This is a genomic window from Streptomyces sp. NPDC001828, assembly GCF_042892175.1.
In the GTDB taxonomy this organism is placed as follows: Bacteria; Actinomycetota; Actinomycetes; order Streptomycetales; family Streptomycetaceae; genus Streptomyces.
Genome location: NZ_JBIATV010000030.1, coordinates 1 through 11,417, shown reverse-complemented (window position 1 = coordinate 11,417; position 11,417 = coordinate 1). Strand labels below are relative to the sequence as shown.

14 protein-coding genes are annotated in these 11,417 nt (G+C 72.2%); all 14 read right to left on the bottom strand.

What is annotated here, in order from left to right:
* Positions 1-527 precede the first annotated feature (527 nt).
* Entirely contained in the window at positions 528-1,337 is an 810-nt protein-coding gene (locus ACFYZA_RS40200; protein WP_388495140.1) for a hypothetical protein, read from the bottom strand.
* 70 nt (positions 1,338-1,407) lie between these two features.
* Positions 1,408-2,181, bottom strand: a complete 774-nt coding sequence (locus ACFYZA_RS40195) for a hypothetical protein (RefSeq protein WP_388495139.1) — start codon at positions 2,179-2,181, stop codon at positions 1,408-1,410.
* Positions 2,182-2,263: 82 nt separating this feature from the next.
* Complete coding sequence (locus ACFYZA_RS40190) at positions 2,264-2,500, bottom strand: hypothetical protein (protein WP_387810530.1); 237 nt, start codon at positions 2,498-2,500, stop codon at positions 2,264-2,266.
* 80 nt (positions 2,501-2,580) lie between these two features.
* Entirely contained in the window at positions 2,581-2,865 is a 285-nt protein-coding gene (locus tag ACFYZA_RS40185) for a hypothetical protein (RefSeq protein WP_388495138.1), read from the bottom strand.
* A gap of 312 nt (positions 2,866-3,177) precedes the next feature.
* Complete coding sequence (locus ACFYZA_RS40180; protein WP_388495137.1) at positions 3,178-3,516, bottom strand: hypothetical protein; 339 nt, start codon at positions 3,514-3,516, stop codon at positions 3,178-3,180.
* Between the two features lie 82 nt (positions 3,517-3,598).
* Complete coding sequence (locus tag ACFYZA_RS40175; RefSeq protein ID WP_388495136.1) at positions 3,599-3,916, bottom strand: hypothetical protein; 318 nt, start codon at positions 3,914-3,916, stop codon at positions 3,599-3,601.
* Positions 3,913-4,275, bottom strand: coding sequence for a hypothetical protein (locus tag ACFYZA_RS40170; protein ID WP_388495135.1), 363 nt, complete (start codon positions 4,273-4,275; stop codon positions 3,913-3,915). The genes ACFYZA_RS40175 and ACFYZA_RS40170 overlap by 4 nt, the downstream gene beginning before the upstream one ends.
* A gap of 109 nt (positions 4,276-4,384) precedes the next feature.
* Positions 4,385-6,310, bottom strand: a complete 1,926-nt coding sequence (locus tag ACFYZA_RS40165; RefSeq protein ID WP_388495134.1) for a ParB N-terminal domain-containing protein — start codon at positions 6,308-6,310, stop codon at positions 4,385-4,387.
* Between the two features lie 425 nt (positions 6,311-6,735).
* The gene (locus ACFYZA_RS40160; RefSeq protein ID WP_388495133.1) at positions 6,736-7,170 is read right to left on the bottom strand and encodes a hypothetical protein; all 435 of its coding nucleotides are present in this window, start codon (positions 7,168-7,170) and stop codon (positions 6,736-6,738) included.
* A 110-nt stretch (positions 7,171-7,280) separates the two neighbouring features.
* Positions 7,281-7,685 carry a DUF6573 family protein gene (locus ACFYZA_RS40155; protein WP_360981588.1) on the bottom strand — a complete coding sequence of 135 codons (405 nt, stop codon included), beginning with the start codon at positions 7,683-7,685 and terminating at the stop codon, positions 7,281-7,283.
* A gap of 86 nt (positions 7,686-7,771) precedes the next feature.
* Entirely contained in the window at positions 7,772-8,098 is a 327-nt protein-coding gene (locus ACFYZA_RS40150; RefSeq protein WP_382980714.1) for a hypothetical protein, read from the bottom strand.
* A 131-nt stretch (positions 8,099-8,229) separates the two neighbouring features.
* Entirely contained in the window at positions 8,230-8,658 is a 429-nt protein-coding gene (locus ACFYZA_RS40145; RefSeq protein ID WP_388495132.1) for a hypothetical protein, read from the bottom strand.
* Positions 8,659-9,494: 836 nt separating this feature from the next.
* Entirely contained in the window at positions 9,495-10,559 is a 1,065-nt protein-coding gene (locus ACFYZA_RS40140) for an ArdC-like ssDNA-binding domain-containing protein (RefSeq protein WP_388495131.1), read from the bottom strand.
* 187 nt (positions 10,560-10,746) lie between these two features.
* Positions 10,747-11,235, bottom strand: coding sequence for a hypothetical protein (locus ACFYZA_RS40135; protein WP_387810550.1), 489 nt, complete (start codon positions 11,233-11,235; stop codon positions 10,747-10,749).
* Positions 11,236-11,417 lie beyond the last annotated feature (182 nt).

Genomic DNA, 11,417 nt, shown 5'->3' with positions numbered 1-11,417 from the left:
CCGCCCCGCCGGCCCCCGCCCCCGGCGCCTGGGGAGCGCGAGGGGGCGGCGCGAGAGCGCCCCTCGCAACCCGGCCGAAGGACGGGTGCCCCACGACGAACAGCTTCAGGGGCCCCGCCGGGCGGAGCGTCCTCGAGGTCGCCGCCGCCCCGGCCCCGTCTCGGAGTTCCCCCGCCGCGGCGGCGACCACGAGGAAAGCGCCCCCTTGCGCGTCCTGGCCTGGCCGTGAGGTACGAACGGCCGTCAGCACCCTGGTTCCCGCTGCCGTGCCACCGGGGCCGGCCACGGGCGCCGGGGGTGCGCGAGGGGGCGGCGCGAGAGCGCCCCTCGCATCCGGCCGGAGGTCGGATGCCGCTCCACGGCGGGCGCACTCGCCGCGTGTTCTCCGGCAGGCCGGCGCGCACGACGGTGACGCCGACGGTCTCCGCGGCTGCCTCGCCCTCGTCGGCCCGTCGGCGCCGTCGCCGCGCTGGACCCGGACATGCCTCCGGCCCGGAACGATGGTCGTTCCGGGCCGGGGTAGTCCGTCAGGCGACGGTGAACAGCTCGTCCTGGACTGGCTGTTCGGCTGACTCAGCTGCGGGGGCGGCGTGCCGCTGGTGGGCGATGTGCTCGGCCAGGGTCCAGTCGACCCATCGCCATTCGGGGAGCAGCGGGCGGGGGCGGGGCCCGCTCGCCTGCCGGAGGGTGGTGAGCCCTGCGGCGTGGGCGGCCTGGCGTCCGGCGTCGGTGACGATCAGCTTCTCGGGTCGGACGCGGTGGACGGTGGTGTCGTCCATCCAGACCTCGCAGTAGGGCGTGCCGAGTGCGGTGAGCATGGCAAGACGGTGGATGTCGCCCCATCCGGGGTGGAGTCCGCCGGGGATGACCCATAGCCAGGTGCCGGGCTGGATGTCGCCCGGTCCCATGGGGGTGTGGTCGTACGGCGGGCGCTGGCGTCGGCGGCGGCGGGGTTTCTCCGGGTAGTAGTGGCTGGGCGGGTAGGTGGGGTTCGCCATGCGCTGCTTGTGGAGTTCCTCGGCCAGCGCGTTCAAGGCGTCTTTACGGGTGTAGCAGTCCGGGCCGACGTGCCAGCGTCGGGGGCCGTTCCGCTCCCATTGGGTTGTCGCGCCGCACGGCTTCCACTGGGTCGTCGCGCTGCGCGTGCTGCACTGTCCGGCCCGGAGGTACGGCTGGGCGGTGGGGCACGGCCACGGGGTGGTGCATGTCCGGCAGGTCCAGACGGGGCCGGCTGAGTCGGGCAGGTGCGCGCCCGGCAAGTAGAAGGGGCGCGTCAGCAGGCTGTCGTACGGCGTAGCGGGCGTTCCTTCGTGCGCCTCGGGGTGGGGCTGGGGCATCGGGCAGGGCTCTCCTGGGGGTCCGGGGCCGGGACGGCGGCGGTGTGGCCGTCCCGGCCGGGCTGGGGTTCTACGGCGCGGGCGGGGTGGCGGCCTCGGCCGCGTCCAGGGCCTGCTCGCTCAGCTCGAAGGCGGTGGCCAGGGCCTGCGGGTCCATGGCTTCGGCCTCGTCCTCGGGCGCGGTCTTACGGGCGCGGTCGAGCGCGCGGACGGCCTGTGTGGCGATGTGGTAGCCGGTCTCGGCCTGTCCCTGGGCGTACGCGGCGAACAGCAGTAGCTCCACCTCCACCGTGTTCACGTGCCTGAGCACCGGCCCGTTGCCGCGTCGGGCGTTGCCGAGTGCCTCGCGGCCGCTGTCGACGCTGAACAGGGCGATGCAGGACAGGGGGGCGGCGGGCTGCGCCGGGATCGTGGGGGGCAGGGCTTCCAGCGCATCGGCGGCGGCGCGGAGGTTGGTGATCGCGTCGACCCGGACCGGCGCGGGGCGGGCGAGGTGGCGGGCGGCTGTCGCGTAGCGGTCGGCCAGGGCGGCCCATGCGGCGGCCTGGTCCGGCTGCTTCCGTTCGGTGGCCAGGGCGGCCTCGTCGGCCGCGATGCGGGCGCGTCGGTGGCACAGGGTCGACTGGCCCCTGAGCCAGACACGGTCAGGGGCTCCGCACCGGTCGAGTTCGGCGTGATCGGCGGCGGCCCGGTAGGTCTGGGCGGCCTGCTGGGCGCGGTGCAGGGGGCGGCCGATGGTCTCGGTGAACATCCGGCCGTCGTGTCCGGCGACCAGGAGGTCACGGCGGGAGCGGGCGGTGTCGGCGTTGCCGTCCGGGGTCGGCAGGTCGCTGGGGAGCGTCATGGTCGTGCTTCTCCTTGCGTCGGGTTTCGAGGGGGCCGGGGCGGCGGTGCCATCCGCCGCCCCGGGTAGGGCGGTTGCGCTGTCAGCTGCGGTCGCAGGCGACCACGATCAGGCCGGGCCACGTCGCGCGGGTCTCGATGTCGGTGAACTCGCGCTCTTCGACGGTGAGCGAACGGTGGACGGCGAAGTCGTCGCCGCAGACGTCGCAGGTGAACCGGCCGAAGTAGGGGGATTCGGCGCTGCGCTTGTCGATCTCGGGCTCTTCGATGGTCCGGGTCTTCGCGGGGCCGGCTTCGACGTCGGGGGAAGGGGCGGTCATCAGGGCCTCTCTCTGGCTCAGCGGGGTGGGTTTCGAGGGGGCCGGGGCGGCGGTGCCATCCGCCGCCCCGGCCGGTCGGGCTACTGGAAGGACTGGGTGAGGGCGGCGCGCAGCGCGCCGGTCTCGGCGCACACCGCGCCGAGCGGCGCGGTGAGGGCCTTGCTGAGCGCGGCCGCGTGCAGCGCCTGCCCGACGCGTCCGGCCTTGCTGGCCTCGACGTAGCCGTGCCAGTAGGCCGCGAGGACGGTGTCGCTGAGTCCGTCCAGTTCCTCCTGCGGGGCCTTGTCCTCGTCGGCGGCGGTGGCCATGAGGTAGTCGCGCAGTCCGGTCAGCGCGGCCTCGGAGAGTTCCAGGGTGGAAGCCATCGGGTGCCTCTTCCGTACGGGTTTCGAGTGGTGGTGCTGGTCGGGGTGCCACCCCCTTCCAACAACAAGAACAATACCAGCTTTCACCAGCATTGGAAGCATTGCGGGGCACGTTTCTGATCCTTTTTCGTCCCCCGGCCCGGACCCGCTACCCTGGTGTTCTCTCGTTCCGCGTGGAAGTAGCGCCCCCTTCTGGGGATGTCGCCACCACGCGCGGTACGGGTTTCGAGAAGACCGGCGACCGCGCCAGCCTGCCGCACTTGTGTGGGGGGTCCTGCCTTATGGCAGGGCGGTCGCCGGTCTGCGTTCCGGCTACGCCGTGGCGGCGGCCACGTAGGCGTTGACGACCTGCACGAGATTCGCGGTGTCGGCCGCACAGTCGGTGTCGGTGGACCGGTAGACCTCGGGGGCGTCCTCCTCGGTGTCCAGGCCGTGGGAGTGGTAGAACGCGGTCCAACCGGTGTGCTCGGCGGGCGGATAGTCGAGCCGGGCGTCGGCGTCACTGATCCAGAGCTGGGCCGGACCGGTGACCTGGACCGTCAGGACGAAACAGCCGCTGCCCAGCCACGACTCCCCGCCGATGGTGTGCCCTTCCGCCTGGAGCGCCTCGCTCAGCAGGTCGCGGGCCGTGCGTTCTTGAGCGTCCGTCATGGGTGATCTCCTCGTTCTCGGGGTGGTGGGTTTCGAGCGGGGCCGGGGCGGCGGTGCCATCCGCCGCCCCGGCCGGGGCGGTTCAGAACTCGTTGTCGATCCAGACCAGCCCGTACGGGGTGGTGCGCCAGGAGGACATGCAGCCGTGTTCCACGGCGGCCAGGGCCTCCGTGAGGTCCTGGTGGCCTCGGGCGTCGTAGCGTCCGGCCCGGACCGCGCGCCGGACCGTGTCGAGCCGGTCGACGCCGACCGCGATGGCGCGGCCGGCGCGGTAGTCGTCGTGGGCCGCGCGCAGCTCCGCGCGCCAGTCGGCGCGCTCCTCGGCGTCTGCCGGGGGCGGCCCGGCGTCCTGGCGGGCCAGGTGGGCCAGCGCTCGGGCCTCGTGGACGGGGGCCGTCACGCGGCGGCCAGGCTGCGGGCGGCGGCGCACTGGACGACCGCGACCACCAGAGCGGCGGTGTCCTGGGTGAAGCCGCCTGCTCCCTCGGACCGGTAGACCTCCGTCTCTCCCTCGTCGCTGAGGTCGGCGTGCGGCCGGTAAACCGCGACCCATCCGGGGTGGGCGTCCACGGGACTGTCGGTGTGGCCGGTGCGGTCCGCGATCCAGATTTCGGGCCCGCCCGCGATGTCGACGGTGACCATGTCGGTGCCGGTGTGCACATCGGTGCCGGTGCGGGCCGTCAGCCCGTGGGCTTCGAGCGTGCGGATCAGCCGGTCCCCGGCCGTGTCGGTGTGGGGGTCCATACGAACGTCTGTCATGGTGCGCTCTCCTCGTGCGTGATGGGTTTCGAGGGCCGGGGCGGCGGTGCCATCCGCCGCCCCGGCCGGGGCAGGCCCGTCAAGGAACGGGCCTGCCCGGGTACCGCTGTTACTCCTGCTCGCCGTCCTCCTGGCCGTCCTCGGCGGGCACGTCCTCGTGCCCCTCCGCCTCGTCCGGCCCCGCGTCCGTGTCGCCCTCGGTCTCGGCCTCGGCCTCGGGGTCCGTGTTCTCTACCGCCTCGGCCGGTTCCTCGTACTCCTCGTCCACGTCGTCGTACTGGTAGTCCTCTTCGCCGTCGTCGCCGGGCTCCTCGTCCTCGTCCGGGGCGGGGTTCTCGGCCTGCCGCGCGGCCCTGGCCGCTTCCCGCTCCTGGCGCTCCCGCTCCTGCTTGGCCCTGCGCTCGGCTTCGGCCTCGGCTTCCTGCTCGGCGGTGGTCACCGTCTCCGCCTCGACCTCGGTCACGCCGTACCCGTGGTGCTTCAGGAAGCTGATCCACTCGGCGGTCGCGGGCCTGATCCGGCCGCGCACCGAGGGGCCGTGGTGGTAGTGGGGCTCTCCGCGCCATGCGTCGTCCTTCATGTGCTCGGCCTCGAAGTAGCCCGCCACGTGCGCGAACAGGACCCACCAGTACCGCTTGCTCGCGGTCTTCTTGAGCAGCGAGGTGATCACGTCCTTCGGGTGCCGGGTGAGCCGCTCGTCCCCCAGGAACTTCGCGAGCATCGCCCCGTGCTCCTGGCTCCCGACGTAGTGCACGTAATGGCCGTCGCTCACGAGGAGCGTCCGCATGATCAGGTCTTTGACGTCGGCCGGGGCCTCGCCCTTGTCCTTGCACATGTCCGCGATGTGGGCCTCCCGGCCCGCGCGCGCCGTCCTCCACGCGAGGTTGTTCACCTTCACGCGGCGGCGTTCCTCGCGCGCGGCCTCGGCCTTGGCGGCCTCCTCCTCGCCCGGCTCGCCGTCGCCGTCGTCGTCGCCCTGGGCGGCCCCGGCGATCCGGTGGCCGTGCTTCTTCCAGTCGACGCACAGCCACACCACCTCGGCCGCGTCGGGGTCGATCGTGGCCGCGTGCCCCTCGCAGGTCTCACCGTGCCCCTGCTCGCTCATCGGCATACCGATCTTGCTGACCAGTTCCTCCAGCGGCCGGGCGCTGCTGTAGGACCAGTTCCACACCCAGTGGACGGTGGTGACCTTCTTCTCGGCCAGTTCGGCCTTCAGGGTCTCGATCCGCTCGGTCCGGGCCTTCTTGGCGCGCAGCTCCTGCATGGCGGTCTTCCACGCGCCCCGCTTGGTGTTGCCCTCCTGCTCGTCCTTGGCCTTGGCCCGCATGAGCGTGACCTGGGCGTTGGACACGTCCTTGACCTCGTCGTAGTCGCCCAGCTCGACCCAGTCGAATTCGATCTCCTCGTCCCGGAGGTCTTCGAGGGTCTCCGCGTCCATCTGCGCGACCTTGTGGGCCGCGTCCAGCTCCTCCTCGGTGCGGCCGATGGCGGCGGCCAGGCTGCGCTTCCGGGCCTTGGGCACCTTCTTGGCCTTGACCAGAAGGGCGAGCTGCTCGGCGGCGTCCACGTCGTCCTGCGCGCTCGCCTGGCGGCGGTGCAGGTTCTCCACCATCGAGACGGTCAGCGCCTCGTCATCGACGCCGCGCAGGTCATCGCGGATGATCGCCGGGATTTTCCGGTACTCGCGGCCTTCCTGCGCGGCCGCGCTGGCGACGCGGTACGCGGCCAGGGTGCGGCGCTGGCCGATCACGATGCCGAGCTGTCCGTCCCGCTCGCCCTCCTGCGGGCGCAGGATGATCGCCTGCTGAACGCCGACCTCCTCGACGCTGGCGATCAGGGCCGGGTCGGGCTCGGTGGTGTCGCCCTCCTCGCGCTTCTTGCGGTGGTTGTACGGGTCGACGATGACCAGCTTCTCCGTACCGCCGTCGGGGTCGAAGTCGAGCGGGTCGATCGCCACTAGGCGGCCGAAGACTGCCGGTTCGGCCGCCTCGTTCTCGGGGGTCTGTTCCGTCTGCTCGGTCTGCGTCACGGTCACGTTCGTGCCTTTCGTTCGTACGGGTTTCGAGTGGTGGTGCCGGTCGGGGTGCCACCCCCTCCCAACAAGCTCAATATTACCAGGGTTGAACCGGATCACCTAGCAAAAAGGGGGTCCTGACCAGGGTTTTTCCAGGAACCGAGGGCGGCCCGCGCGTCCCCTCCGGGCCGGTCCGCCCCGGTTCCTTGCCAGCCGCTTTTGGTGGCCCCAAGCCGGGGCCGGCGTCCCTGTGAGGGCTGAGCCCACGGCGGCGGGAGCCCGCCGCGAACGCGCGCCGATGCCCGCGCAGGAACGGCGCGGCCGTCGTTCTCGACAGCCCGCCCCTCGGCCGGCGCGGGGGCGGAGGGGGCGACGGGCTGCCGTCGCGTCCGGCGGTTACCCCGCCCGGTCCGGCCGGAGGTACCGGCCGGACCGGGCGGGGGTCTTCACCAGCGGACGGGTTCCCGGCCGGGGGCTAAGGTCTCCACCCACTCGATGCCGCCGCTCGGCGTCACCTGGATCTCGCCGCGCTCGCCGCCTTCGCCGTGGAACTTCAGCTCGCTGACGACTTCGTGACCGGCTGCCAGGCAGAGCTGGACGAACCTGGCGAGCGGCTGGTGGATCGCTCCGCTCTTGGAGATGTGAGACACCGCGAGCGCGCTGACGGTGACCGGCTGCGCCTGGTCGAGCGGCACGTCCTTCGGGATCAGGGCCCACACGCCCACGATGTCGGACCAGGGGCCAGCGGCGTCCGGGTCTTCGACGCCGGGGGCCAGGCAGAAGATCGGCAGATCCGGCCCCTGCGTCAGGGGCAGAAGTGCGGGGAAGGGGATCGGCGGGGTGACCTGGACGGTTCCCTCAACGCTGTATTCGTAGCCCATGTGGGGCGCTCCATTCCGTGCTCGGTTGGGGTTTCGAGGGGGGCCGGTCGGGGTGCCATCCCCTTCCGGCCGGGGCGTCCGGGGCGGCCTGGTGGCCGCCCCGGGTCGCCTTACTGCGGCAGGTGCTCGCTCGGGCGCATGATCGTGATGACGCGCTCGCCGTTGTCGCCGGGCGACGCCTCGGCCACCAGGGTCACGCGCTGCGGGTCGCGGCTGTGGCCGTCGACCGGGACGCGGTAGAGGGAGAACGCGAGCCGGGGCGGGCGGCCGGACCCTGCGGCGGCCTTGATCGCCCGGGACGCGGTGATGAGCAGGTCCCATTCCCGCTCGGCGTCGTCCAGCCGGATGCCGGTGTCCCACCGGTACGTGTCGGGGACGGCGATGCAGTCCGCGTAAACGGCCTCGGTCATGGCCACCGGGGCGGGGAACTCGACCTCGGCGGCAATGCCGGGGTCGGCCTCGATCAGCGCGCCGGTCTCGATGGCGTGGGCGCGGGTGGTGACGGTGCCGGTCATGGTGCTCACTGGGTGCCTCTCGTTGTGCGTACGGGTTTCGAGGGGGCCGGGGCGGCGGTGCCAACCGCCGCCCCGGTCGGGGCAGATCAGAAGTGGTCGGAGTGGACGGCGCTGTGCGCGCCGGAGAAGGTGGCAACGACCTTCAGCACGTTGCCCGCCTCCAGGAGCAGGGCGCGGCCCTCGCGGCCCTCGAACTCCTCCACGTGCATGGTGTGGGCCTTGGCGGCCTGAAGCAGGGCGTCCATCTCGGCGGCCAGCGGGGAGGATGCCCGGACGGTCACGATCTCGGGCGCGTAGTGCGCGTACGCCTTGGTGCTCCAGTCCAGGACCACGGTGTACGACCGCAGACCCGCCCGGCGGGCCGCGCGGTGACGGGCGCGGATGGTCTTGAAGGTCTCGATGAGTGCGCGCATTGGGTGCTCCTCGGTGGGTTTCGAGTGGTGGTGTCGGTCGGGGTGCCACCCCCTCCCAACAAGCTCAATATTACCAGCATTAAGCCGGATTCGGAAGCCATAAAGGGCTCCTGACCAGGGTTTTTCTTGCTTCACCATCCCTGGATCGCGCGGTGCGCGATCCAGGCCAGAGCGGCGAGACGCTCGTGCGCCCGGAGGTACGGGGACAGCTCGGCGGGCCGGGCCTGTCCGTCGACCTCGACCGCCCAGGCGGCCTCAAGGCCACGCGCGAAGCGGTCGTACCGCCACGCCACGGGGCGGCCGTCGACCTGGCACTCCACTCGCATCGCCCGGGAGCCCAGCGAATCCAGCATCGGCCCCCGGTCACAACGGGGCTCCTCCTCGATGTAGCGGGAGTTCTCAATCCGGTGCCCGAGCAGTCCCAGCCGCGCCACGAGGGTGGCGGCCAGCTCCTGCGCCCCGACGATGCCGGGCCGGTAGGGAGCCAGCCCGAGCGGAATCCGGTACTCCACGGGACGGTAGGTGACGGTGTCGCGGGGGTCGATAGTCAGCAGGTCCATGGTGGCCAGCCCTTCCGTTCCGGTGGGTTTCGAGGGGGTCTCGTTGTCCGGGGTGCCACCCCCTTCCAACAAGCTCAATATTACCAGTGTTGGGCCGGATCACCTAGCGGAAAAGGGGGTCTGACCAGGGTTTTTCCCGGAAGTTCCATGATCTTTTAGAGGGCGTCCGGGCCCCGCCGACCCCCCTCCTTGCCAGCCGCTTTTCCCTCCCCCGACCCCGGGCCGGCCCGCACCCGTCGACGTCGCGCAGCTCCTCCTGGCCCTCCTCGACCTCAGCCCCTCGCCCCGGCCACGACGCGCCGGCGGACAACAACGGCGCGGAGGAATCACCTCGGCCACGACGGACTTCAGCCCGTCCCCCGGTCCCCGGGGGGCGGGCGTCCGGAGGAGCCCCCCGGGGCTTCGCGCAAGGAGCGAAGCGACGCAGCCCGCGCGCAGCGCGGGCCGCAATAAGGAGGGCCCCCAGGGCCCGACGACTGCGGCGCACGGCCGGATCGCACCGAAGGTGCGATGCCCACCCGACAACCCGCGGCCGCCCCGCCGGCCCCCGCCCCCGGCGCCTGGGGAGCGCGAGGGGGCGGCGCGAGAGCGCCCCTCGCAACCCGGCCGAAGGACGGGTGCCCCACGGGCGGTGCTGCGCACCGGCCGCGCCCTCAACGGCGGGGCCGGCGGACCCCCGGCCGCGCCCCGGCGGCGCTCCGCGCCCGGCCCGGCCACCCCCGGCCGGCCGCCGCCCACCGCGCACGCGGCCACGCCCCGGCGGGCTGCGCCACGGCGGCCGGTCGGTGCGCTCCCGCCGCGCCGGGGGGAGGGCTTCCCCTCCCCCCGGCCCTGCGTCACCCCTGGGCGGGGGCCGTGGCGGTGCTGAGCGGCTGGCGCTGCTCGCGCTGCTGGGCGGTCTCGATCATCTCGGCGTGTACCTCCTGGTAGGCGGCGTGGGCGGCTTCTTCCGCCGCGCGCTCCGCTTCGTCGGTCTCCGTCGCCTCGTCCGGCGTGGCGGTGGTGGTGGCCAGGATCGCGCGGGCGGCGCGGACGACCGTTGCGCTTGCGGCTGCGAGCGTTTCGCGGACTTCTTCGGCGGTCCGGCCTGCCCAGTCCGCGATGTACGGGACGGACGTAAGGGCGGCGTCCAGTCCGGCCACCCCGGCGACGATGTACGCGACGGATTCGGCCTCGCACTCCATGCGGCCCCGGTGCTGGCGGTACTCGTCCATGTCCGCGACGTGGCCGCACTCGATGTGCGCGCCTTCGTGGGCGAGCGTGATCACGCGGTGTGCCTCGGGGTCGCTGGCCTGGATGCCGACTACGCGGGTCTTGGGGTCGGTGTACCCGTCCGCGCGGCCGGTGGACTCCAGCCGCACCGTGTACCCGTGACCCTCGATGTGGGCCGTAAGGCCGTCCCAGAGTTCGGCCGGGGCGTCGCCTTCCACCTTCCCGCCGAGCGCGTAGGCGGGCTCCGTGGGCTCTTCGGGTGCGGCCTCCCCCTCGATCGGGTCGGTCTGGCTGATGTCGAACACGGCAACGGTCTTGAAGATGGTCCGCTTCTGCTCCTGGCCGTTCTCGTCCAGGACCGGCGCGCCGGTGTCGTCCTTCTTCTTCACCGTCATCGGGGCGAAGATCCGCAGCCCCTTTTCCCCCTTGCGGACGGAGCGGCCGTTTTCCTTCCACTGCTTGAAGCTGCGCACCTGGGTGGCGTGCGGGCACTGGGCCAGGATCAGCAGCATGTTGTTGGCGGAGTAGCGGCCGAGGTTCGCGACGGTCGCGCGAAGCATCGCCTTCCACCCGTCGGCGGAGACAAGGGACGCAATCGCGTCGTTGAGCTGCTCGTGGAGGGCGTCTACCTCCGCCGCGCGCTCCTCGGCGGTCTTGGTGGAGCGGCGGCGCGTCGTCTTGGTAGCCATCTCGGGTGCCTCTCGTTGAAGTGGTGCGGATTTCGAGCGGTGCCGGTCGGGGTGCCACCCCCTCCCAACAAGCTCAATATTACCAGTATTGGGCCGGATTTGGAAGCAGAAAGGGGGGCCTGACCAGGGTTTTTCTAATCCGGCCCCCCTTGCGGCCGGGGCGCTCGTCGCGCCCCGGCCGTGCGGGTTACGCCTCGGCGGCGGCCTTCGCCTTGCGCTTGGCCTTGACCTTGCGCAGCTTCAGCGGGCGGCCGGGCTCGGCGTCCTCGACCAGTCCGCGAACGTCGTAGGCGCAGAGGGTGAGCACGTCGCCCAAGTCGGCCAGGAGGCGGCGGGGAACCCCGCGCCGGTTCCCAAATCCCCGGGAGTAGTGGACGCGGCCGCCGCGCTCGGTCATGGCGTCGGCGTACCACTCGCCCTCGCCGATAAGGCGGCTGGCCATGATGGTCACGGGGCGCTGTCGCGGGCCCGCCTGGATCGTGAGGCGGGCGACCAGTCCGGCCGAGACTCCCGCCTCGCTGATGACCTCGGCGCGCTCCACGGTGTCCACCGTGACGCGGTAGCTGATCGACAGTCCGGACTTCGGGTGACGGGTGTCAACGACGGTGACGACCGGCTGCGGGGCCTCGGTGGCCTTCTTGGCGGCGGGGCGCGAGTTGCGGGTCTTGACGGTCATGTCCAGCACCTTTCAACGGGTTTCGAGTGGTTCTCGTTGTCCGGGGTGCCACCCCCTTCCAACAAGCTCTATATTACCAGTGTTGGACCGGATCACCTAGCGGAAAAGGGGGTCTGACCAGGGTTTTTCCCGGAAGTTCCATGATCTTTTAGAGGGCGTCCGGGCCCCGCCGACCCCCCTCC